General features: G+C 61.7%; 20 protein-coding genes and 1 riboswitch. Of the genes, 18 read left to right on the plus strand and 2 right to left on the minus strand.

Annotated features, from left to right (window positions below):
* Positions 1-2: 2 nt before the first annotated feature.
* The 5 genes from QDI87_RS08910 to fliB all read left to right on the plus strand — a co-directional run bounded on the left by QDI87_RS08910 (position 3) and on the right by fliB (position 5,286).
* Positions 3-536, plus strand: coding sequence for a universal stress protein (locus QDI87_RS08910; RefSeq protein WP_278743024.1), 534 nt, complete (start codon positions 3-5; stop codon positions 534-536).
* Positions 537-671: 135 nt separating this feature from the next.
* Complete coding sequence (iorA, locus tag QDI87_RS08915; protein ID WP_278743026.1) at positions 672-2,522, plus strand: indolepyruvate ferredoxin oxidoreductase subunit alpha; 1,851 nt, start codon at positions 672-674, stop codon at positions 2,520-2,522.
* On the plus strand, positions 2,519-3,112 hold the full coding sequence (locus QDI87_RS08920) for an indolepyruvate oxidoreductase subunit beta (protein ID WP_216597383.1): 594 nt from the start codon (positions 2,519-2,521) through the stop codon (positions 3,110-3,112). The genes iorA and QDI87_RS08920 overlap by 4 nt, the downstream gene beginning before the upstream one ends.
* 40 nt (positions 3,113-3,152) lie before the next feature.
* Complete coding sequence (locus QDI87_RS08925; protein WP_055160909.1) at positions 3,153-4,388, plus strand: phenylacetate--CoA ligase family protein; 1,236 nt, start codon at positions 3,153-3,155, stop codon at positions 4,386-4,388.
* Positions 4,381-5,286, plus strand: a complete 906-nt coding sequence (fliB, locus tag QDI87_RS08930; RefSeq protein ID WP_278743029.1) for a flagellin lysine-N-methylase — start codon at positions 4,381-4,383, stop codon at positions 5,284-5,286. The genes QDI87_RS08925 and fliB overlap by 8 nt, the downstream gene beginning before the upstream one ends.
* Positions 5,287-5,317: 31 nt before the next feature.
* On the opposite strand, the gene QDI87_RS08935 is transcribed toward fliB, so the two are convergent.
* Positions 5,318-6,208, minus strand: coding sequence for a LysR family transcriptional regulator (locus tag QDI87_RS08935; protein WP_278743031.1), 891 nt, complete (start codon positions 6,206-6,208; stop codon positions 5,318-5,320).
* A 204-nt stretch (positions 6,209-6,412) separates the two neighbouring features.
* On the opposite strand from QDI87_RS08935, the gene QDI87_RS08940 reads away from it, so the two are divergent.
* The 13 genes from QDI87_RS08940 (at position 6,413) to QDI87_RS09000 (ending at position 20,805) form a co-directional block, all read left to right on the plus strand.
* Positions 6,413-6,598 carry a hypothetical protein gene (locus QDI87_RS08940; protein ID WP_155948119.1) on the plus strand — a complete coding sequence of 62 codons (186 nt, stop codon included), beginning with the start codon at positions 6,413-6,415 and terminating at the stop codon, positions 6,596-6,598.
* 165 nt (positions 6,599-6,763) lie between these two features.
* Positions 6,764-7,948: a DNA polymerase IV gene (locus QDI87_RS08945; protein WP_278743033.1), complete on the plus strand. Its 1,185-nt coding sequence runs from the start codon at positions 6,764-6,766 to the stop codon at positions 7,946-7,948.
* 45 nt (positions 7,949-7,993) lie between these two features.
* A riboswitch (molybdenum cofactor riboswitch) is annotated at positions 7,994-8,121 on the plus strand.
* Positions 8,122-8,221: 100 nt separating this feature from the next.
* Positions 8,222-9,253: a molybdopterin-binding protein gene (locus QDI87_RS08950; RefSeq protein ID WP_278521154.1), complete on the plus strand. Its 1,032-nt coding sequence runs from the start codon at positions 8,222-8,224 to the stop codon at positions 9,251-9,253.
* A 13-nt stretch (positions 9,254-9,266) separates the two neighbouring features.
* Entirely contained in the window at positions 9,267-10,466 is a 1,200-nt protein-coding gene (gene glp, locus QDI87_RS08955; protein WP_278743035.1) for a gephyrin-like molybdotransferase Glp, read from the plus strand.
* 9 nt (positions 10,467-10,475) lie between these two features.
* The gene (moaA, locus tag QDI87_RS08960) at positions 10,476-11,465 is read left to right on the plus strand and encodes a GTP 3',8-cyclase MoaA (protein WP_278743037.1); all 990 of its coding nucleotides are present in this window, start codon (positions 10,476-10,478) and stop codon (positions 11,463-11,465) included.
* Positions 11,466-11,515: 50 nt separating this feature from the next.
* Positions 11,516-12,442 carry an MOSC domain-containing protein gene (locus QDI87_RS08965; RefSeq protein WP_278743039.1) on the plus strand — a complete coding sequence of 309 codons (927 nt, stop codon included), beginning with the start codon at positions 11,516-11,518 and terminating at the stop codon, positions 12,440-12,442.
* 21 nt (positions 12,443-12,463) lie between these two features.
* Positions 12,464-13,564 (plus strand): molybdopterin-guanine dinucleotide biosynthesis protein B, encoded by a 1,101-nt coding sequence (mobB, locus tag QDI87_RS08970; protein ID WP_278743041.1) that lies wholly within the window; start codon positions 12,464-12,466, stop codon positions 13,562-13,564.
* Positions 13,565-13,732: 168 nt separating this feature from the next.
* Positions 13,733-14,533: a formate dehydrogenase accessory sulfurtransferase FdhD gene (fdhD, locus tag QDI87_RS08975; RefSeq protein WP_278743042.1), complete on the plus strand. Its 801-nt coding sequence runs from the start codon at positions 13,733-13,735 to the stop codon at positions 14,531-14,533.
* Positions 14,534-14,597: 64 nt separating this feature from the next.
* Complete coding sequence (gene fdnG, locus QDI87_RS08980) at positions 14,598-17,615, plus strand: formate dehydrogenase-N subunit alpha (protein ID WP_278743044.1); 3,018 nt, start codon at positions 14,598-14,600, stop codon at positions 17,613-17,615.
* A 10-nt stretch (positions 17,616-17,625) separates the two neighbouring features.
* Positions 17,626-18,561 (plus strand): formate dehydrogenase accessory protein FdhE, encoded by a 936-nt coding sequence (locus tag QDI87_RS08985; RefSeq protein ID WP_278743046.1) that lies wholly within the window; start codon positions 17,626-17,628, stop codon positions 18,559-18,561.
* Positions 18,562-19,368 (plus strand): 4Fe-4S dicluster domain-containing protein, encoded by an 807-nt coding sequence (locus tag QDI87_RS08990; RefSeq protein WP_055160938.1) that lies wholly within the window; start codon positions 18,562-18,564, stop codon positions 19,366-19,368. It abuts the gene before it with no gap.
* Positions 19,368-20,051 carry a formate dehydrogenase subunit gamma gene (locus tag QDI87_RS08995; RefSeq protein WP_036378330.1) on the plus strand — a complete coding sequence of 228 codons (684 nt, stop codon included), beginning with the start codon at positions 19,368-19,370 and terminating at the stop codon, positions 20,049-20,051. The genes QDI87_RS08990 and QDI87_RS08995 overlap by 1 nt, the downstream gene beginning before the upstream one ends.
* Before the next feature lie 172 nt (positions 20,052-20,223).
* Positions 20,224-20,805: a hypothetical protein gene (locus QDI87_RS09000; RefSeq protein WP_278743049.1), complete on the plus strand. Its 582-nt coding sequence runs from the start codon at positions 20,224-20,226 to the stop codon at positions 20,803-20,805.
* A 59-nt stretch (positions 20,806-20,864) separates the two neighbouring features.
* Here the strand turns inward: QDI87_RS09000 and QDI87_RS09005 are convergent, their stop codons facing one another.
* Positions 20,865-22,409: an SLC13 family permease gene (locus tag QDI87_RS09005; RefSeq protein WP_278743052.1), complete on the minus strand. Its 1,545-nt coding sequence runs from the start codon at positions 22,407-22,409 to the stop codon at positions 20,865-20,867.
* Positions 22,410-22,452: the final 43 nt, after the last annotated feature.

Raw genomic sequence — 22,452 nt, forward strand, 5'->3', positions numbered from 1 at the left:
CGATGAAAAGAGAAGAGCTGATCGAGGAAATCCAGCACCGGAAGCCGCAGACCATTCGCTGCGACCGCATCCTCGTGCCGACGGACGGCTCGGGACAGGCATTCCGGGCTGTCAATGAGGCCATCCAGATCGCGGCCATGACGGGGGCTCACCTGACGGTCCTCATGGTCGTCGATCTCAACAAGCATGTGGCGGCCTTTGAACAGGTCAGCCTCAGCGGCTACGTGCCGGCAGAACTCAAGATCGCGGCATACCAGTTCCTCGCGGATCTCATGCATGTCGTCCCGCCGGAGATCAAGGCGAGGACGCGCGTTGAGGTCGGCAATCCAAGCGAAGTCATCTGCGATGTGGCCGACGAGGAGCAGAGCGACCTCATCATCATGGGCTCGCGCGGCTTTGGCACGTTCCGGAGCATGCTTGTCGGCTCGGTCTCCCACTACGTCCTGCAGCAGGCACACTGCCCCGTGCTCATCGTCAAGGGCATGCCGGACGACTGGGACGATGAGGAGAATTACCTCGCACCTGCTGATGAGTGAGCAGACAATGACATAAGAGAGACATACCAGAATGATAAGATGCCACCTGTTGTAAAATGTATCTACGACAGGTGGCATCTTGTCGTGTCACATAGTATAATAGAGGAGTATTATCGCAATTGGGGAGAGAAAGCTATGCATGTAGAATATCTGATGGGCAATGAGGCCATTGCCATGGGGGCTGTTGCAGCCGGCGTCAATGTCGTCGCCGGCTATCCGGGCACGCCTTCGACGGAGGTCCTCGAGACGGTTGCCCGACAAAATCCGGATGGCAAGATCCACGTGGAGTGGTCGACGAATGAGAAGGCCGGCATGGAAGTGGCGGCGGGCGCTGCCTGGTCGGGTGCCCGCGCACTTGTGACGATGAAGCAGGTCGGCCTCAACGTCGCCTCGGACCCTTTGATGAGCCTTGAGTATCTCGGCGTCAAGGGTGGTCTCGTCGTGCTCGTCGCCGACGATCCGGGGCCGATTTCCTCGCAGACGGAGCAGGATACGCGCCACTTCGCTTCGTTTGCCAAGGTGCCGTGCTTCGATCCTTCGAGCGTGCAGGAAGCGTACGAGATGATCCAGGAAGCGTTCGACTTCTCGGAGCGCTACCACACGCCTGTCTTCCTGCGCCCGACGACGCGCATCGACCACGGCTATGCCTCCATCACGGTTAAGGATGAAAGCGAGTACTGCGTCCATGAGCCGGAAGGCTTCGAGCGCGATCCGGCGCGCTGGGTCATCTTTCCGCGCCTCTCGTACCGGGCGCATCAGGCAATCGAGCAGCGCAATGAAGAGCTTGGTGAGGTATTCTCGTCGTATGCACGCAATCAGCTGGAGCTGGGCGGTGCTTCGTGCCGCCGCGGCATCGCGACGCAGGGCGTCAGCTACTCGTACGTCGCGGAGACGCTCGCAGAGCGGGCGGATGAGGCGAGAGAAATGCCGCGCGTGCTCAAGGTCGCGACGCCCTTCCCGTTCCCCGAGAAGCTGGCGGTGGAGTTCCTGCAGGGGCTCGACGAGGTGCTCTGCATCGAGGAGCTCGACCCCGTCATCGAGCGCGAGCTCATCTTCCTCTGCGGCAAGTACCAGCTGCCCGTCAAGATTCGCGGCAAGCTCACGGGCGATGTCAAGCGGGCCGGCGAGAACACGCGTGATACGGTCTACGATGACATCGCCGCCTTTATGGGATGGCCGAAGGCGGAGACCTCGGCGCTGCCGGAGCCGCCCGTCTCCGTCGTGCGCCCGCCGGTCCTCTGTGCCGGCTGCCCGCACCGCGCTTCATTTTACGCGGTCAAGCGCGCGATGAAGGGCCAGAAGAGCGTCTTCTGCGGCGATATCGGCTGCTACACGCTCGGCAATGCCATGCCGCTCGACATGGTCGACACCTGCCTCTGCATGGGTGCGGGCATCGACATCGCGCAGGGCATCGGTGCCGTGACGCCCGGCATGAAATGCTTTGCCTTTGTCGGCGATTCGACCTTCTTCGCCTCGTCGATCACGGGCATCGTCAACGGTGTCTACAATCAGGCGGATCTCACAGTCTGCATCCTCGACAACTCGACGACGGCCATGACGGGCCATCAGCCGCATCCGGGCACGGGCCATACGATGATGGGCCAGATCGTCGACAAGGTCTCCATCGAAGAGACGCTCAAGGGCATCGGCGTCAAGACGGTGCGCACGGTCGATCCGCTCGACCTCGAGGCAGCCATCAAAGCCGTCAAGGATGTGGCAGCTGAGCCAGGCGTTAAGGCCATCATCTTCAAGTCGCCGTGCATCGCGATCGTCAAGCCGCTCGGCAAGGCCGAGGTCCTTCAGGACGCTTGCCGCAAGTGCAAGAAGTGCATCCGCGAGATTGGCTGCCCCGGCATCGTCGTCGAGGACGGCAAGATCATGGTCGACGCTTCACAGTGCACGGGCTGCGGCATCTGCGCGGACATCTGCCCGTTCGATGCCATCGAGGTCACATCGTTTGAGAAACGAGAAGGGAGCGCAAAATGATGCAGAAGAATATCATCCTGACGGGCGTCGGCGGACAGGGCACGGTGCTCGCCTCGAAGCTCATCGCGGCGGCCGCGATGAAGAAAGGGCTGCCCGTCATGAGCGCGGAGACGATCGGCATGGCCCAGAAGGGCGGCGCTGTCTTCAGCCACCTGCGCATCGGCGAGGGCGTCAGGAGCCCGATGATACGGCGCGGCACGGCAGACCTCCTGCTGGCCTTCGAGCCGGCGGAGGCCGTGCGCATGCTGCCGTACCTCAAGAAGGACGGCATGGTCGTCGTCAACTCGCATCCCATCATGCCCGTTACGGCGGCGCTCAAGGGCACGGATTACACGGGGGCGGAGATGGTCGCTTATCTCCGGGAGAACGCGGCGCATGTCCTCGTCCTCGACGGTCAGGAGGCCGTCGAGACGATCGGCAACCCGAAGACGCTCAACGTCATCATGCTCGGCGCGGCTCTCGAGAGCGGTGCGCTTGACTTCCTGACGGAAGAAGATGTGCTCGAAGCCATCCGCGAGAAGGTCAAGCCGAAGTTCGTTGCGCTCAACGAGAAAGCCCTGCGCTATGCGTTTGAGTTGGCTCGTCCGTGACGGATGTGTGGATTTGTCGAAGATAAAGGCAGGTATTTTTATGGAAATCTCGAATGAACAGCTCGCGCTCGTCAATGAGCGCATCGCCCAGCTCCTCCACGCAGACAGCTTCTACGGCAAGCGCCTGCGCGAGCACGGCATCGACGGCGTATCCTCTCCGGAGGACTTCAAGAAACTGCCGTTCTCGGAGAAAAAGGACCTCCGCGACGCCTATCCGCTCGGGCTCATGAGCGTGCCCGAGGAGAAGATCGTGCGCATGCACTCCTCGTCGGGCACGACGGGCAAGCCCGTCATCATCCCGTATACGGCCAAGGACGTCGAGGACTGGGCCACGCAGTTTGCGCGCTGCTACGCGATGGCAGGCGTGACGAATCGCGACCGCGTGCAGATCACGCCGGGCTATGGCCTCTGGACGGCCGGCATCGGCTTCCAGGCCGGCTGCGAGAAGCTCGGCGCCATGGCCGTGCCGATGGGCCCGGGCAACACGGAGAAGCAGCTGCAGATGATGATGGACATGGAGAGCACAGTCCTCTGTGCGACGAGCTCCTATGCACTGCTGCTGGCCGAGGAGATCGAGAAGCGCGGCATCAAGGACAAGATCCACCTGCGCAAGGGCATCATCGGCTCGGAACGCTGGAGCGAGAAGATGAGGAAGTCCATCTGCGAGAAGCTCGGCATCGACGCCTACGACATCTACGGATTGACGGAAGTCTACGGCCCGGGCATCGGCATCAGCTGCGACGCGCACGACGGCATCCACTACTGGGATGACTTCGTCTACATCGAGATCATCGACCCGCAGACGGGTGAGAACCTGCCCGACGGCGAGTGGGGCGAGATCGTCATCACGACGCTGCGCAAAGAGGGGGCGCCGCTCATCCGCTTCCGCACGCACGACCTCTCGCGCATCCTGCCGGGCGACTGCCCGTGCGGCAGCAAGTTCCCGCGCCTCGACACGATCCAGGGCCGCACGGACGACATGGTCAAGATCAAGGGCGTCAACCTCTTCCCGAGCCAGATCGAGGAGATCCTCAAGACCTTCCCCGAGGTCTCGAGCGAATACCAGATGCACATTTCGCATCTCGACGGCAAGGACACGATGCGCCTCTACGTCGAGACGAACGGCAGTGTCGACTTCCTCGACCTCGCGAAGCGCATCGCTGAGCGCGTCAAGAGCCGCATTGGCTTCACGCCGCTCGTCAAGGTCGTCGAGATCGGTGTTCTGCCGCGCTCCGAGAAGAAGACGAAGCGCGTGATCGATACACGCTATGAGTGAGCCGCAGGAAATCGTCACGGTCTGGCCTGACTTTGCAGAGGATTTCGCCTGCAAGGCCGACCGCTGCCAGCATAGCTGCTGCCGCGGCTGGGAGATCGATATCGACGAGGCGACGGCGGCGTATTATGCATCGCTGGACGACCCCTTGGGTGAAGCGCTGCGCGCGAACATCGACGTGCAGGCAGACGGCACGCACGCCTTCCACCTGACGGCGGATGAGCACTGCCCCTTCCTGCGCGCGGACGGCCTTTGCCGCCTCATTCGCGAGATTGGCGAGGAGGCGCTATGCGAAGTCTGCACGATGCATCCGCGCTTCTTCATCATGAGTGGCGGTGTCGAGCTTGCGGGCTTTGGCCTGGCCTGCGAGAAGGCGGTCGAACTGCTGCTCGCGGTTGACAGCTTGCGCCTGCGGGCGGAGGGCGAGAGTCAGTCCTTTGACTTTGGCGCGCTGCTGGCATTCCTCGGCAAGGCGGTACCGCGCGAATGGCTGCTGCCGCCCGCTCGCCTGACGCTCGCGCAGTTCTCGTTCCTGCTCGCGCAAATGAAGGATACGGAACCCATCGATGACGCCTGGCCACAGCAGCTCACAGCCCTGCGCCTGGACTGCCATAAGCTGCTGCCGCGCTATGCGAAACTTCTCGCTGCGCAGGGAGCGGATGCGGCAGAGAAGCTTGTTTCCTATGTCCTCTACCGCCAGCTCGACAAGGCCGAGCGGTATGGCATGGAGGCGCTTTGCCGCTACGCGCGCTTCAACGTCGTCTTCATCTACCTGCTGGCCGCCGAGACAGAGGATCTGCCCGAGGCCGTGCGCCGCTGGTCGGAGCAGATCGAGTACGACGAAGAAAATACCGCACGCCTCATCCGGGCGTGCGGCAGAGCACCATCGTCCATTCTGTGAATCATGCCTCTGCTGAAAAATAAATTCGTGTTCAGGGCATTGCCTGGCGGGCAAGCAGCTGCTGACGGATGAATTTCATGACGAGCCGCTGGTCTTTTGAGATCTGGCGGCTCTTTTTGGTGATGATACAGCTCGTCAGCGAGAGCGGCGTGTCAAACGGGATCGTGACGATATCGGAAAGAGCGGTGACGGCCTGCTCAAAGAGGATGCTGGGGGCCGTGTGGGTGCGCAGGAGGCTGTAGAGCGTAGAGAGGTGCGGCGAGTAGTAGGCGACATTTGGCTCGATGTGCGCCGCGGCGAAGGTGTGCATGAGGAGCCGCGTAACGAAAAACTCCTCCGACAGCAGGACAAGCGGCTCCTGGGCGGCTTCGGCCAGGCTGATGCTCGGGCGGTCTGCCAGTGGATGGCCGGGCCAGGCGATGAATTTGACAGGACGAGAGTCGATGCGCCGATACTGGAGGTCGGGAAGCGTGGAGCCGTCGTAGTTGACGACGGCGAGATCGACTTTTTCCTCCTGCACGAAACGGGCCGCTTCCACCCCGTACGGCTCGACGATGTCGAGCTGTATCTCCGGGTGTTCGTGCTGGAAGGTGTGAAGCAGGCGCGGGATCAAGAAGGAGGCCTGCTGCTGCGGGATGGCGAGGCTGATCTTGCCGTGACGGCAACTCATCTCGCGCACGCCGTCTTCGAATGCATCGACCTCGCGCAGGAGCGCGGTGACTTTCTGATAGAGCTTCTGTCCGTCCTGGCTGATCCGGATCGTGCGGCCGGCGCGCAGGAAGAGATTGAGCCCTGTCTCATCTTCGATGGTCTGCATGGCCTGGCTCAGTGTCGACTGGGCGATGTGCAGCTCTGCTGCGGCATGTGTGATGTTCTGAAGCCGGCAGACGACCAGGAAATAGCGCATTTGCTGAATCGTCATGGAATCATCTCCTATCAGACGTTATGTTGTGGCTGCCATACAATTGTACCGCACCTCTGTCGAAAAACCAATCGGTTTAACCGATGGATTTATCGGATTTATCCGTTTTTCAAATCGCCTTCTCCATGTCATAATAAAGATGTCAAAAGAAAAGAGCTCTGAAAACAGATACATGCATCATAGGAGAAATGGAGAGTGATTATCATGACGAAGAAGAATATCCTGATCGGCATCGCAGCAGCAATCCTTTTTGTATTGCCGGTTTCTGTCAATATCGCTTTGGCTGGCACCGCCGAGAGCACGGAACGAGTACAGCCCATCCCGACGGTATACACGGGAAATTCCAGTTATGCCGATGATGCGATGGATTGTGATTATGTGCTGGAGTGAATGATTTGCTACATCCAAACAGAACACCCCGCGCTGCAAGACTTGCTTGCCAGTGCGGGGTGTATTTTTTAGATCATCGCAGGGGAATGGCCAGCAGGTGTCTTGTCTTAGAAGGTTGCGCGGGACTTTCGGCCTGCGCTAGAATAGAGGAAAGGGGGCGATTGGATGAAGCGGCTTGTCATGCATGTGGATATGGATGCGTTCTTTGCTTCAATTGAGCAGCGCGATCACGAGGAGTACCGCGGGAAGCCGCTGATTGTCGGCGGGCTTTCCGGGCGCGGTGTCGTCTCGACTTGCTCTTACGAGGCGCGCCGTTTCGGCGTGCACTCGGCGATGCCAATCGTGCGGGCGAAGCGGCTCTGCCCGCAGGGCATCTTTATCGAAGGCGACTACGCGCATTACCGCGCGGTGTCGCAGGGGATCTTCGCGATCTTTGCGCGCTACGCGCCCGTCGTCGAGCCGCTGTCCATCGACGAGGCGTTCCTCGACCTCACGGGCATGGAGCTCCTGATGGAGTCGCCGCGCGCTTATGCCGAGAAGCTCAAGGCGGAGATCCGCGAAAAGACGGGCCTCGTCGCCTCTGTCGGCATCGCGCCGAATAAATTCCTCGCGAAATTGGCCTCGGATCTCGAGAAGCCGGACGGCCTCGTCATCATCACGGAGGAGGGGAAGCAGGCCGTCCTCGACCCGCTGCCAGTCGGCCGCATCTGGGGTGTCGGCGAGAAGACGGCAGCCAGGCTCGAAGCGCTGCGCATCCGCACGATCGGCCAGCTCCGGCGGACGCCGCGCGAGAAGCTCGTCCGCAGCCTCGGCGCGCACATGGCGGACCACCTGCTCGCGCTGGCCTCGGGCATCGACGCGCGGCCTGTGGCGCCGCGCGAAGCGGCGAAGTCCATCGGCAAGGAAGTCACATTCCCCGCGGATATCGAGTCCGTAGAGGAAGTGGAGCGGGTACTTCTCGACCTTTCCGAGAAAGTCGGCTACCGCCTGCGCCGCAAGGGCTGCAAGGGGCGGACCATCCAGCTCAAACTGCGCCTCGGCGACTTCCGCACCTACACGAGGAGCCGCACCTTGGCGGAGGCGACGTGCTACGACCGCGACATCTACGAGACGGCGCTCGCGCTCTACCGGGCACTCGGCGTGCATCAGGGCATCCGCCTGCTCGGCATCGCTATTTCCGGCTTTGACACTTCAGGCGCCATCTCACTCTTTCACGAGGAGGTGCGCAAGGAGAATCTCTACGCCGCCATCGATTCCATCAAGAAGCGCTTCGGAGAGCAGGGCATCACTAAGGCACATCTGCTCAAGAGAGAACGTGCGGATGATGGCGATAAAGAGGATGAGGTGTGAAAAATATTATAGGAAAAGGGCAGCAAGTCTGCTAAAATAAGAAAAGATACGATACGACTCCGAGCGAAATCCGCTAAGGCCGGGCATCATGGGCTGGCTATGTGGACGAGCCAGGGTCCCGGGGGAAACGCCGGGGCCTTCCGTGATTGAAAAGGGGCGAAATCCAAGGGGCGAAGACCATCCTTTTGCAATTGCGGGAGGATGGTCTTTTTGATTGATTTTTGATGATTCGCACAATATGCACGTGTGCAGCAGATAGGAGAGATGAGCGCGATGAAGGAAATCAGGACAGTCGATGCAGTCGGGCAGGTGCTCTGCCACGATATCACGCAGATCGTGCGCGGCGTGACGAAGAATGCGCGGTTCCGCAAGGGCCATGTGATCCAGGAAGAGGACGTCCCCGTACTGCTCTCGCTCGGCAAGGACCACATCTACGTCTGGGATGAGGATGCGACGGAGATGCACGAGAATGAGGCGGCCGATGTCCTACGCGAGCTCTGCCAGAACGAGCATATGACGGCGACGGCGCCGAAGGAGGGCAAGATCGAGCTCATCGCGGACTGCGACGGCGTATTCCAGGTCGATGAAGACCGCTTTGATGCGGTCAATGAGCTCGAGGATGTCACGATCGCGACGCTCGCGCAGAACATGCCGGTCAAGAAGGGCATGAAGCTTGCGGGCATGCGCGTGACGCCGCTCTTCATTGCACGCGAGAAGATGGAGGAGGTGCGCCGCACGGCAGGTACGGAGCCGCTCCTTCGCCTGCTGCCGTACCGCAAGGACCTCAAGGTTGGCGTCGTGACGACGGGCACGGAGGTCTTCCTCGGCCGCATCGAGGACACCTTCACGCCGGTCATCGCGGCAAAGCTCAAGAAATTCGGCCTGACGATCGCGGAGCACCGTCTGTCGGATGACGTGACAGAGCACACGAAGGCGGCTATCGAGGAGCTCCTGGACCTCGGTATGGACATCATCCTCTGCACGGGCGGCATGAGTGTCGACCCCGACGACCGCACGCCGGCGGCCATCCGCGATGCCGGCGTCGACATCGTGACGTACGGAGCACCTGTGCTGCCGGGCGCGATGTTCCTGCTCGGCTACTCTGTGCGCGAGGGACGCGAGGTCACGGTCATGGGCCTGCCTGGCTGCGTCATGTTCGACAAGGCGACGGTCTTCGACATGATCCTGCCGCGCGCGATTGCCGGTGACCGCGTGACGCGCAAGGAGATCCGCCACTTCGGCATCGGCGGCCTCTGCATGCGCTGCGAGGTCTGCCGCTATCCCATCTGCCCCTTCCAGAAGTAAAGCGAGGTTGCTCATGCAGGATATTTCTCTGGAGCAGGCCATCTCGGTCCTGCTCGAACACACGAAGAAAATCGAAGCCGTCGAGGAGGTGCCTCTTTTAGAGGCGCTCGGGCGCGTCCTCGCTGAGGATGCTGTCGCGACATTTGACAATCCGCCGTTCGACCGCTCGCCGCTCGACGGCTACACCTTTGCGGCCGCCGGCACGAAGGGGGCGACGAAGGAGGCACCGGCTGCCTTTACGGTCATCGGCGAGGAGTGCGCCGGGGATTTCTTCGCGGCAGAAGTGCCAGCGGGCTCGGCTGTGCGTCTGATGACGGGCGCGGCCATCCCAAAGGGCTGTGACTGCGTCGTGCGCCAGGAAGATGTCACGGTGGAGGATGGCCGCATTTTTGTGCCGTACGAGCTCCACCATCACGAGAACTACTGCTTTGCGGGCGAGGATGTCCGCAAGGGGACACGGGCTGTCGAGCGTGGCACGGAGCTCACGGCGGCACATCTCGGCGTGCTCGCGAGCCTGGGATTCGGCACGGTCAAGGTCCTCCGCCGTCCGCGCGTCGCGATCGCGAGCACGGGCGATGAGCTCGTGCTGCCGGGTGAGCCGCTGCGCCCCGGCAAGATCTACAACAGCAACCTCTACGCTCTTGCGGGCAGGCTGCGGGAACTCGGCTTTGAGCCGGAGGTGCTTGGTATCCTGCCGGATGACGCCGAACAGGCGGCTGCTGTCATCGCTGACTGGCAGGCGAAGGCGGACCTCTTCCTGACGACGGGTGGCGTCTCGGTCGGCAAGAAGGACATCATGCACGAGGTCGTCCGCCTCATCGGCACGCGCCTCTTCTGGCGCGTCTGCATCAAGCCGGGCGCTCCTGTCATCGCCTACACGGTCGGCGATATGCTCGGCATCGCGCTCTCGGGCAATCCGTTCGCGTCCTACGCGACGTTCGAGCTCCTGACGCGCCCCGTGCTCGAAGCGTTCTCGGGCCGCAGCCCTGTCGCAGGCCGTGCGGTCGAGGGCTTCCTCGCCGATGCGTTCCCGAAGCCGAGCTACGGGCGGCGCTTCATCCGCGCGCATTACGAGGCGGGCATCTTCGAGATCCCGGCGCAGCACGACTCGGGCTCGCTCTTCTCGGCGGCTGGCTGCAATGCGCTGATTGACATCCCGGCCGGCACGGGGCCTCTCATGGCCGGCACGCGGGTCAAGGGCGTTCTTCTTTGAGGTGATAGTATGTACGACCGCTACCAACGAAAAATCGAATACGTGCGCATCTCGCTGACGGACCGCTGCAACCTGCGCTGCCGCTACTGCATGCCAGAAAATGGCGTCGAGAAACTCCGGCACGAGGACATCCTGCGCTTTGACGAGATCGTCCGCATCGTGCGGGCGCTGGCCTCGCTCGGCGTGCGCAAGGTACGGCTGACGGGCGGCGAACCGCTCATCCGGCGAAACGTCGTCGAGCTCGTGCGCGAGATCCGCTCTGTGCCGGGCATCGAGTCCGTCGCGTTGACGACGAACGGCGTCCTGCTCGCGGACATGGCTGAAGACCTCGTGCAAGCCGGGCTCACGGGCGTCAACATCAGCCTCGACACGCTCAAGGCGGCTTCCTTTACGGAGCTCACGCGGCGCCCGTTCTTCGCGCGCGTCGAAGATGGCATCGAGGCCATCGCGGCGACGGGGCTTCGCGATGTCAAGTTCAACTGCGTGCCGATTGCCGGCGTCAATGAGGTGGAATTGCCGGAGCTCGTCGCGCGCTTCACGCGCGAGCGACCCTGGAAGTTCCGCTTCATCGAGCTCATGCCGATTGGCTGCGCCTACGAGGCGGGGCTCAGGGGACTGCCGATGGCGGAGGTCAGGAGCAGCCTCGAGGCGGCGTTTGGCCCGCTGCGGCCCGTCCTGCCGGAACGCGGTGTGCACGGCCCTGCCGTCTACTACCAAGCTGATGGCTTTGCGGGGCAGGTCGGCTTCATCGACGCGATGGAGCATCAATTCTGCTCCTCGTGCAACCGCGTGCGGCTGACGGCGGAGGGTTTCCTGAAGCTCTGCCTCAATGCGAGGACGGGCACGGATCTCCGGGGAATGCTGCGCAGCGGCATGAGCGACGACGGGCTCAGGCATGCCCTGCAGCAGGCAATCTACCACAAGCCGCAGGAACATTATTTCAAGGCGGCATCGTATGACGAGAAGGACAGCCGGGCCATGTATCAGGTCGGCGGCTGATGGCAAGCGGATAGAGATAGAAGCATATCCGGATAGAATGGAGGATATTCATGGGAACGATCAAGGCACTCTGCATCAGTGAGAAGAAGGGCACGCTCAAGACGCCGGTACACAAGGCGCTCTTCCAGACGGAATGGGGCATGGTCGGCGATGCGCACGCGGGCAGATGGCATCGTCAGGTCAGCTTCCTCGGGCTCGCGGAGATCGAGGAGTTCCGCAAGCGCGGCATCGATGTCAAGCTCGGCGCCTTCGGCGAGAACATCGTCGCGGAGGGCTTCCACTTCAAGGAACTGCCGGTCGGCACGCGCCTGCGCGCCGGCGAAGTCTGGTTCGAGATCACGCAGATCGGTAAGGAATGCCACAAGAGCTGCGCGATAAGGAGTCAGGTCGGCGACTGCATCATGCCGCGCGAGGGCGTCTTCGCGCGCGTGCTACACGGCGGCTGGATCGAGGAAGGCGATGCGCTTGAGATCACAAAAGAGAAAATCCCTCTCGATGCGGCCATTATCACGGCGAGCGACAAGGGCAGCAAGGGGCTGCGCGAGGACGAGAGCGGCGTGAAGGTGCAGGAGATGCTCGAGGCAGCTGGCTACACGGTGGCCGAGAAGGTCATCCTGCCCGACGAGCAGCACGACCTTGAGCACAAGATGCGCTCCTTCGGCGACCGCGGCATCGCGCTCGTCGTCACGACGGGCGGCACGGGCTTCTCGGTCCGCGACGTCACGCCCGAGGCGACGCTTGCCGTCTGCGAGCGCCTGGTGCCAGGCATCCCTGAAGCGATGCGCGCCCTCTCGATGCAGGTGACGCACCGCGCGATGCTGAGCCGCGCACAGGCCGGCATCTACAAGCGCACGCTCATCGTCAATCTGCCAGGCAGCCGCAAGGCCGTCGAGGAATGCCTGAGCTTCGTGCTGCCGGAGCTCTTGCACGGCATCGAGATCCTGCGCGGCGATGCCGGTGAATGCGCGCGCAAGTGACGCGACAGAGGAGAGACAATCGTGGAATTTTCGGATGCTTCACTGCTGATCATCGCGGGCGGCAAGAGCTCGCGCATGGGGCGCGATAAGCGCTTCCTGTCATATGATGGCGAGGGGCTGCTCGAGCGGCTCGCGCGCAGGGCGGCAGCCCTGCCCTTTGCGGAGCGCTGCCTCTGCGTGGAGGAAAGGACGCCTGCCCTGCAGGATATCGCGGAGCGCTATGGCCTGACGCTCGTCGAAGACGGTGTGCAGGGCCGGGGTCCGATGGAAGGCCTGATGCGCGGCCTGTCTAAGATAGAGGCAGGCTATGCACTGGCCGTCTCATGCGATATGCCGTTCCTCGAGCTCGCGGAGCTCCGGCCTCTCTTGAAGGCAGCGGAGGAGGGAAGCTGTCAGGCCGTCCTGCCTCGCGCAGGGCGCCGCCAGCCGCTGGCAGCCCTCTATCGCTGGGACCTCTCAGCGCGCTTTGCCGAGGCCCTCGCGAGGGGGGAGCGCAAGCTCGGCATCGTCATAGACTCTGTCCCGCACGCTTATGTGGATTTCCCGGACGCGGCGTTGTTCTTCAATGTCAACACCGTTGCCGACTGGCATCTGGCCTGCGGGCGCATGGCCAACGAACGGCGCAGCCGCCCGCTCGTGACGATCTCGGCGCCCGTCTCGAACACGGGCAAGACGACGTTCATCGAGCGCGTGCTGCCGGAGCTTCGCGTGCGGGGCATCCGCGTCGGTGTCGTCAAGGGCGACTGCCACGGCTACGATGTCGACGAGCGGGGCAAGGACAGCTGGCGCTTCAAGGAGGCGGGCGCTGCGGGCGTCGCCGTCGTCTCGCCGAACGGCTACTTTATCGAGCAGCGGACCGCAGAGCGCGCAGACCTCGTAGCCATTGCCGCACGCTTCACGGATATTGACCTCGTGCTCATCGAGAGCCGCCGCCATGGCACGGCCCCGCGCATCGAGCTCTTCCGCGAGCGCGGCGAGCTCACGCTGCCTTGTGATGCAGCAGCCTGCTTCACCAAGCCGCAACAGGGATTGACGGAGGTCAGGGAATACGCCCTCGACGATGCGGCGAAGGCGGCAGAGGTCATCGTCTTCCTCATGGGGAATAAGCGAATAGGTGTTTGAAATCAGGTGACAGCCTGCTCATTCGAGCAGGCTGTTTTTGTGTCAGGCTAGTTTTTCATCGCATCTGTGAAAAAAGTTGTTTACAAGCGGATTAAGAAGTGCAATAATAATAAAAAATGATACGAAAACATATTAATAAATTTTAATAATGCAAAATAGGAGGAAGCTATGGTGCAGGCAAGAGAGGAAGAACTCATCGATTACCCCGTCATCCGCTATGTGAGCGAGAAGGATTCCTTTGTGGACGATCACAAGTACACATCTATGGAGTGCTATCTTGACATCTACCTCAATGGAAAGCGCTTTACGACATCGTTCTGTTCACCGGGTGACCACACGGACCTCGTCATCGGCATCCTGGCGCAGATGGGCCAGATTCGCACGTACGACGACATCGTCCGCATGGATATCGACGAGGAGACGCTGCAGGCTGTGGTCGTGACGACGGCGGAGGCACAGGCATGGGCCGCCGGCAATGCGACAGACCCGCGCTATTTCCGCGCCCGTGAGATCCTGGACTGCGAGCCGGAGAAGATTTTCGAACGTCCGCGCGATGTGCGCTTCAAGGCCGGCGATATCCTCGCCTGTGCCGACAAGCTGCTCGCAGAGCTTGCGGCCACGCACGAGAAGACGAACGGCGTGCACAGCGGCATCATCTGGGACCAGCAGGCCGAGAAGATCCTCGTCTTCCGCGAGGACATCGGCCGCCACAATGTCTTTGACAAGCTCTACGGATGGACGCTGCGCAACCATGTTGACATCACGGACAAGATCATCATCTTCAGCGGGCGCTGTTCGTCTGAGATGATGATGAAGCTCGGCCGCATGGGCATCTCGACGGTTGCGGCAAAGTCCGTGCCGACGACGCTCTCGCTGGCGCTCGCCAAGAAGCTCGGCATCACGCTCGTCGCGCGCATGGCCCCGGGCAGCTTCTGCGTCTACACGAATCCGGAGCGCATCATCTGCTGACCGGTTGCTTACATCGATGTAAATACCATTTACATAAATACACGTATCAAAGGAGAGAGATAAAATGGATTTGAGCAGACGCGATTTTCTCAAGGCCACCGGCATCGGCGGCATCAGTCTGGCACTTTCCAGCCTCGGCTTCGACCTCAAGGAAGCCAGGGCAGCAGCTCATGCGTTCAAGCTCAAGGGAGCACGTGAGTTCACGTCAATCTGCCACTTCTGCGCCTGCGGATGCGGCGTCATCGGCTATGTGAAGGACGGCAAGCTCATCAACCTCGAGGGTGCGACGGACAGCCCAATCAATCGCGGTGCGCTCTGCAGCAAGGGACTCGGCTACGCGACGATCCCGAACTCGAAGGAGCGCGCGACGAAGCCACTGTACCGCGCGCCGGGCAGTGATCACTGGGAGGAGATCAGCTGGGACGAGGCCATCGACCGCGCGGCAAAGGCCATGAAGAATGCCCGCGAAAAGGGCTGGAAGCAGACCGAAGAGATTGACGGCGAGACGTATGAGGTCCGCCGCACGGACGGGCTCGCCTTTATCGGCGGCTCTCAGATCAACAACGAGGAATGCTACCAGAACATCAAGATGGCCCGCGCACTTGGCGTCGTCTACATCGACAACCAGACGCGCGTCTGCCATGCCAACACGCCGCCGGCGATGAGCGCTGCCTTCGGCCGCGGTGCCATGACGAACCCGTGGGGCGACCTCAAGAACACGAAGCTCGTCTGGATTGAGGGCTCGAACCTCGCGGAATGCCATCCGATGGGCCTCAAGAATGTCATGAAGGCGCGTGAGCAGAACGGCACCAAGATCGTCCACGTCGACGTCCGCTACACGCGCACGTCGAAGATCGCGGACGAGTTCTTCCAGCTGCGCCCGGGCACGGACATCGCCTTCATGGGCTACATCATCTCGCAGATGCTCGAGCGTGAGAAGTTCGACAAGGATTACGTGCTGCGCAATACGAACGCTGCCTGCCTGCTGCGCGACGACTTCTCGTTCCACGACGGCCTGTTCTCCGGCTTCGATGAGGCCAAGAAGTCGTACACGGACAAGAAGAGCTGGGGCTATGCGCTCGGCGCGGACGGCAAGCCGCAGAAGGCCGATGATCTCTTTGCACCGAACACGGTCCTCTCGCGTCTCAAGGAGTTCTACAGCCGCTACACGGTCGAGATGGTCTCGAATGTCACGGGCATGCCGGCCGATGACATCCAGCGCGCTGCCGACATCTGGGTCAACCACGAGGGCCCGGCCATCATCATGTACGCGCTCGGCATGACGCAGCATACGATCGGCGTCCAGAACATCCGCTGCTTCACGATCATGCAGCTGCTCAAGGGCAACATCGGCATCCCGGGCGGCGGTATCATCGCCATGCGCGGGCAGCCAAACGTTCAGGCCTCGACGGATTTTGGCATCGAGTTCAACATGCAGCCGGGTTACCTCGTCGCGCCGACGCACAAGACGAACACGCTCGCGAAGTGGACGGATGCCTTCGGCACGTTCCGCCGCAAGTGGTACGTCAACATGACGAAGGCATGGTTCGGCGAGCACGCGACGGCCGAGAACGACTACGGCTTCAATTACGGCGCCATCCGCAACGGCAATCATCCAGATTCCATCTACGCGATCTTCGAGGATGCATGGCGCGGCACGATGCACGCGCTCTACCTCTGCGGCCAGAACCCGCACGTGACGAATGCCAATGCCGGCCTCGTCCACGACGGCCTCTGCAAGATGGACTCCCTCATCGTGCAGGATATCTTCATCAATGAGACGGCGGAGTTCTGGAACCGTCCGGGCGACAATCCGGCCGACATACAGACGGAGGTCATCTTCCTGCCGGCCTGCTCCTACCTCGAGCGCGAGGGCTCCATCACGAACTCGATGCGCCTGATCCAGTGGCGAATGAAGGGCCCGGATACGCTCGGCGATTCGAAGCCGGACTACGAGATCAACGACATGCTCTGGAAGCGCATCCGCGAGCTCTACGCGGACTCGACGGAGACGAAAGACGATCCGATCAAGTTCATGACCTGGGACTACCGTGAGGACCACTACCTCGAGGACATCATGAAGGAGATCAGCGGCTACGATGTCGCGACGGGAACGGTCGTCAACGGCATCGGCGAGCTCAAGGACAACGGTGAGACGGCCTCTGGCATGTGGATCTACGCAGGCTACTACGGCCGCGAGGGCAATATGACGGCGCGCCGCGGTCAGGAAGATCCGGGCAATATCGGCATCTTCCCGAAGTTCGGCTGGGCATGGCCGGACAACATCCACATCCTCTACAACCGCGCTTCGTGCCTCGCAGACGGCAGCCCCGCAGACAAAGAGCATCCGCTTGTCTGGTGGGATGCGGCAGCGGGTAAGTGGACGGGCTACGATGTGCCGGATGTCGGCAATCGCACGGCCGGTCCCTCGACGCCGGCAGGCCAGAAGCCATTCCGCATGAACGGCGAGGGCATCGCGCGCATCTACGCTGCACCGTATCAGGATAAGAATCCGGACGGTACGACGCGCGATGCATCCTCGACGCCGGTCGACGGTCCAATCCCCGAGCACTACGAGCCGTTCGAGAGCCCGACGCACAATGCGATGCACGAGAATGAGAACGCACAGCACAATCCGTGCATCAAGTACCCGCGCCTGCCGGAGAAGCAGCCAATCGGCACGAAGGACAAGTTCCCGTACGTGCTCTGCAGCTCGGGCATCGCGGAGCACTGGTGCTCCGGCACGGTCACGCGCAACATTCCGTGGCTCAATGAGCTCGTCAAGGAGAACTTCATCGAGATCAGCGAACAGCTCGCCAAGAAGATCGGCGTCAAGGCCGGCGACAAGGTCAAGGTCAGCTCGGCCCGCAGCTCTGTCGTCGTCAAGGCGATGGTCACGAAGCGCGCGCAGCCGCTGACGGTCAACGGCGAGGAGACGCACATGGTCTGGATGCCGTACTCCTTCGGATTCAAGGGCCTCTCGACGGGCCCGAGCACGAATTACCTGACGAATGACGCGCTCGACCCGAACTCCGAGGAACAGGAGTTCAAGGCTTGCCTCGTCAACGTAGAGAAGGCATGAGGTATTGATGATGGAAAAGAATCGAAAGGATTGCCAGGCGATGTGGCAGGACTACTTCGCGCAGCATGGCTATCTCGAGCAGACGGCCGGCTGGCAGCTCGCACTCGAGGGCCTGCTGGGCGAAGCGCTGACGCCTGTCGCGTTCCCCGAGAAAGCATCCTGGAAGGCGATGACGAAGGACGGCCTGCCGCTCTTGCAGCACAGCGAGCTGCAAGAGCATATGGCCGAAGCAGCGGCAGCCTCATTCGGCCGCGCCATATCCAAGCTGCTCGCGAGCGAGCAGCTGACGATGCCGGATGGATTGCGCCAGTCGTTCGCCTCGATGCGCACATTTACCGATACACCGGAGGAGGCAGCTGCCTTCTTTGCGTTGCTTCTTCAGCAGGCGGATGCGCGCATCCATGCTTTCGCAGAAGCGCGCGGACTCCATGAGACAGGCCTGCGCCTCCTCGGCTGGGCCGTCGTCGATGCGCTCGTGCCGGCAGAGGCCAAGGATGCAGCCGTCTGGGAAGAGATCGGCTGGAAGCGCAATTACTGTCCGGTCTGCGGCAGGCCACCTGTCTTGGCTGTCCTGCGCAAGGAGCAGCAGGGCCGCGCGCGCTTTCTCGTCTGTGACGGCTGCCACACGGTCTGGCCGTACGCGCGCGTCGGCTGCGCCTACTGCGGCAACCAGGACCTCGAGAAGATGAAGGTGCTGGAGCCGGAGGGGGAAGAAGAGATGCGCCTCGATGTCTGCGAGGAATGCCACACATACCTCAAGACGTATCAGGGCGGCAAGCAGATGGACCCGAAAGCGCCGGACGGTCCGGATGCATCTGAGATCATCTACCGGCATGACTGGGCGACGCTCCACCTTGACCTCCTGGCTCAGGAGCAGGGGCTCGTGAAGCGGGGCAGTGTACTGCTGGCCGCTGCGCCGGTTTTCGATGAAGGGGAGGAAAAGTAAATGGCACAAGAAATGGCAATGCTGCACGACATCGCGCGCTGCAGCGCCTGCAGGGCCTGCATGGTCGCCTGCAAGCAGTGGCATGACCTGCCGGCTGACATGTCGACCCCGTTCGAGGGTCAGTACCAGTCGCATGCCACACTGACACCGACGACGTGGAACCTCATCCGCATGACGGAGCGCACGGACGCGAAAGGCAAATTCCACTGGGATTTCGTCAAAGTCCAGTGCATGCACTGCGGCGATCCCGCCTGCGCGAAGGGATGCCCGGAGGAGGCCATCGACAAGCTCGACTCGGGTGCTGTCGTCATCAACGCCGACAAGTGCGTTGGCTGCGGTTACTGCGTGGCCAACTGCCCGTTCGACGTCCCGAAAATCAACAAGGAGACGCACAAGTCGACGAAATGCGACCTCTGCTTCGACCGCATCGAAGAGGGCATGACGCCGTCGTGCGCCAAGACCTGCACGGCCGATGCCCTGCAGTTCGCACCGTACGAGGAGATCGAGGAGATCGCGCGCCAGCGCGTCAAGGAGCTCCAGGAAGACGGCTATCCGGATGCCAACGTGTTCAACCCGCAGGGCGTCGGCGGCGTCCACATGATCTACGTGCTGCCGGAGAAGCCGGAAGTCTACGGCTTCAAGCCGCAGGCCAAGACGCCTGTCTCCATCGACATCTGGAAGGACGTCGTGCGCCCGCTCGGCAAGGTCGCCGGTGTCGGTGCGCTCGTCGGCGTGCTCGGCCTCGCTGCCGTCAAGGGCATGAGGGGCAAGAAAGACGATGACGAGAACGGGAAGGGGGAGAAGTGATGTCCAAGAACGTAACCTACATCAAGCGCCATAAGAAGGGGTTCATCTACTTCCACTGGATCAACGCCGTGACGTTTTTCCTGCTATTCCTGACGGCGATGCCGCTCTACACCAATAAGTTCCTGTTCCTCTACGAGGCTTTCGGTGCAGAGACGCTGCAGACCATGCACCATATGCTCGGCGTCATCTTCATCCTGAATCCAATCGTCGCCCTGCTCATCACGGCGCGTTCCGGCATCATGACGCTGATCCGTGAGGTCCTGCACTTCGACAAGGACGATGTGAAGTTCCTCGTGAAGTTCCCGGCAGAGCTCATTGGCAAGGAGCCGGAGGGCATGCCGAAACAGGGCTTCTACAACGGCGGTGAGCGCATGAACATCCTGCTGCAGGCGCTGCTGTGGCTCGGCTTCGTCGTCTCGGGCCTCACGCTCTGGCTCGGTGCCGGTCACATCTCGCCGGCCATCCGCACCTGGATGATCCCGCTGCACAGCATCTGCGCCGGCCTCGGCTTTGCCGCAGCGATCGGCCACATCTACCTGGCCATCGGCGTCAACCCGGATTCGTTCCAGGGCATGCGCGACGGCACGGTCAAGGAGAGCTATGCCAAGCACCACCATGCAAAATGGGTCGAGGGCCTCGAGAAAGAGGGCAAGCTCGAGACAGTGGAGCGCACGGTCAAATGAGCGAGGCAATCCATCTGCCCATCTTTCCATAAAAAAATCCTGCTGCATCGCTTTGCAGCAGGATTTTTTCGTGGGCTGGCGAATATCAATAATGTATTCGATTCAGTGAGTTAAGTGAGTGAGTTAAGTGAGAAAGAAGGGATCAATCATGATCTGCAGGAAATGTGGCTGTATGCTGGAATCGGGGACGCGGATCTGCCCCTTCTGCGGCGAGCCCGCGACGCTGGCGGCCAGCCCCGTCTCGGAGGGCATGCCGGAGCTCGTGTTGCTCAAGGATCTGGCGCCGGTGCCGGCGACGCGCAAGGAGACGCTCGTGGAGCTGCGGCGCCTTGCGCCGTATTTTGAGGAGCTTGACGACAAGTACGCGACGCTTGCCGACCTCTGGCTCAAGTCGGCATACTGGCAGCAGCCGTCCAAGGTGCGCTGGATTATCGGCGGCTTCCTGCTGGCGCTTCTGCTCTACCTGATCGTCGGCATCCACCTGCCGGCGATGGCCGCCTGGATCTTCGTCGCGCTCTGGGGCGTGATCTCCTACTTCGGCTACAGCCGTTCCGCCTCGCATTACGCATCGTGTCTCCGGCAGAACGAGCGCGCCATCCGCGATATCGAGAACACGATACGCCGCCACTACAATGAGGCGAAGGACTGCTTCCTGCCGCTCGACTACACGGCCCCCTCTGTGCTGCGCGAGCTCATCGCGGGCCTCGACTCCGGCATGATCGCCTCGTTCGAGGATTACCGCATCAATAATTGAGGCAAAAAAATGCTGCATCATATCCATGGTGCAGCATTTCTTATTGCAATTTTGGCCGATCAGCCGATGATCCAGGAGACGAAGTAGATGCAGAGCGGGATCGTCACGCAGGCGATGCCGATGATATCGATGTAGACGCCCGTGCGGATCATCTTCGTGATGGGGATGTAGCCCGAGGCGTAGACGATGGCGTTCGGCGGCGTCGAGACCGGCAGCATGAAGCCGAGCGATGCCGAGAGCGCGATGGCGACCGAGACGGGGACGGGGTTTATGCCGGCCGAGATGGCGGCCGTGATGGCCAGCGGGCCGATCATGTTTGTCGCGGCTGTGTGGCTCGTGAGCTCCGAGAGCAGCAGGGCCATGATGGAGAAGATGGCGACCATGGCGATGGCAGACGGCTCGCCGCCCATCATCGCGATGATGCTGTCGCCGACCCACTTCGAGAGGCCTGTCTTGTACATCATGCCGCCCATCGCGAGGCCACCGCCGAAGAGGATCAGCGTGCCCCACTCGATGCCGTCACGCGCATCCTTCCACGTCAGTGTGAACTCGCGCTTCTTGAAGTTGACGGGCAGTAGGAAGAGCAGCAGGGCGCCGAGCATGGCGGCGACAGCCTCAGGGAAGAGGCGGTTGTACATCTTGAGCACCGGCGAGGTGCTGCCGAGTGCGATTGAGAGAAAGCCCGGCAGGATCCAGAGAATGACGGAGACGCCGAAGCAGATGACCGTGTTCTTCTGGGCGCGCGTCCAGTGGCCGAGTTCGCGAAGCTTGTCATGGATGAACTGCTCAGCGCCCTCAATCTTCGTGACATCGGCCGGGAACATGCGCGCGAGCACGACGTAGGCGATGATGAAGTAGAGGATCATCGCGATGACGCCCCAGGTCATCCACTCGAAGAAAGAGACGTGGATGTCGCACATCTGGTCGAGGAAGCCGAGCATGATGAGGTTCGGCGGCGTGCCGATCGGCGTCAGGACGCCGCCAATCGAGCAGGCGTAGGCCGTCATGAGCATGAGTCCAGTCGCGTACTTGTAGTCGTAGAGGTCGATGTTGCGGCCGTTAGCGGCAAACATCTCCTTGATGGAGGCGAGCAGTCCGAGGCAGATCGGGAACATCATGGCCGCCGTGGCCGTGTTGCTGATCCAGCCGGAGCAGAGCGCCGCGGCGAGGCCGATGGCCAGGAAGATGCGGCGCGGATTGGAGCCGACCCAGGACCGCGAGAGCAGCCAGTAGGCGAAGCGCTTGTCGATGCCGTGCGTCATCATGGCCTTCGCGAGGATGAAGCCGCCCATGAACAGGAAGATCATGGGATTGGCAAAGGCGGCGAATGCCATGCTGACGGGGACGACGCCCGTCATGACGGCGAGTGTCGGGCCGATGAGCGAGGTGACGGGGATGGAGACGGGCTCCGTGATCCACCAGATGGCGACGAGGACCATGATGGAGAGGAGTTTATGCGCTTCGAGCGTCAGCCCGTCGATCGGCGTGAAGAATACGAGCAGGGCCAGTAGCGGGCCGCCGAACAGGCCAACCGTGCGGCGGCGGCGGTCAAAGAGCTGCTCCGCCCGCTTGACGGCCAGGGCTTCTTGATTGATCTTGTTCATGGATGATGCCTCCCTTTCTGTATGTCGTGTTTCATGTTGAGTG

The organism is Mitsuokella jalaludinii (genome assembly GCF_928722185.1).
GTDB lineage: Bacteria > Bacillota > Negativicutes > Selenomonadales > Selenomonadaceae > Mitsuokella > Mitsuokella jalaludinii.

Coding starts and splice junctions, on each gene's coding strand:
- QDI87_RS08910 (WP_278743024.1), top strand. CDS start 3: ATGAAAAGAGAAGAGCTGATCGAGGAAATCCAGCACCGGAAGCCGCAG.
- iorA (WP_278743026.1), top strand. CDS start 672: ATGCATGTAGAATATCTGATGGGCAATGAGGCCATTGCCATGGGGGCT.
- QDI87_RS08920 (WP_216597383.1), top strand. CDS start 2,519: ATGATGCAGAAGAATATCATCCTGACGGGCGTCGGCGGACAGGGCACG.
- QDI87_RS08925 (WP_055160909.1), top strand. CDS start 3,153: ATGGAAATCTCGAATGAACAGCTCGCGCTCGTCAATGAGCGCATCGCC.
- fliB (WP_278743029.1), top strand. CDS start 4,381: ATGAGTGAGCCGCAGGAAATCGTCACGGTCTGGCCTGACTTTGCAGAG.
- QDI87_RS08935 (WP_278743031.1), bottom strand. CDS start 6,208: ATGACGATTCAGCAAATGCGCTATTTCCTGGTCGTCTGCCGGCTTCAG.
- QDI87_RS08940 (WP_155948119.1), top strand. CDS start 6,413: ATGACGAAGAAGAATATCCTGATCGGCATCGCAGCAGCAATCCTTTTT.
- QDI87_RS08945 (WP_278743033.1), top strand. CDS start 6,764: ATGAAGCGGCTTGTCATGCATGTGGATATGGATGCGTTCTTTGCTTCA.
- QDI87_RS08950 (WP_278521154.1), top strand. CDS start 8,222: ATGAAGGAAATCAGGACAGTCGATGCAGTCGGGCAGGTGCTCTGCCAC.
- glp (WP_278743035.1), top strand. CDS start 9,267: ATGCAGGATATTTCTCTGGAGCAGGCCATCTCGGTCCTGCTCGAACAC.
- moaA (WP_278743037.1), top strand. CDS start 10,476: ATGTACGACCGCTACCAACGAAAAATCGAATACGTGCGCATCTCGCTG.
- QDI87_RS08965 (WP_278743039.1), top strand. CDS start 11,516: ATGGGAACGATCAAGGCACTCTGCATCAGTGAGAAGAAGGGCACGCTC.
- fdhD (WP_278743042.1), top strand. CDS start 13,733: ATGGTGCAGGCAAGAGAGGAAGAACTCATCGATTACCCCGTCATCCGC.
- fdnG (WP_278743044.1), top strand. CDS start 14,598: ATGGATTTGAGCAGACGCGATTTTCTCAAGGCCACCGGCATCGGCGGC.
- QDI87_RS08985 (WP_278743046.1), top strand. CDS start 17,626: ATGGAAAAGAATCGAAAGGATTGCCAGGCGATGTGGCAGGACTACTTC.
- QDI87_RS08990 (WP_055160938.1), top strand. CDS start 18,562: ATGGCACAAGAAATGGCAATGCTGCACGACATCGCGCGCTGCAGCGCC.
- QDI87_RS08995 (WP_036378330.1), top strand. CDS start 19,368: ATGTCCAAGAACGTAACCTACATCAAGCGCCATAAGAAGGGGTTCATC.
- QDI87_RS09000 (WP_278743049.1), top strand. CDS start 20,224: ATGCTGGAATCGGGGACGCGGATCTGCCCCTTCTGCGGCGAGCCCGCG.
- QDI87_RS09005 (WP_278743052.1), bottom strand. CDS start 22,409: ATGAACAAGATCAATCAAGAAGCCCTGGCCGTCAAGCGGGCGGAGCAG.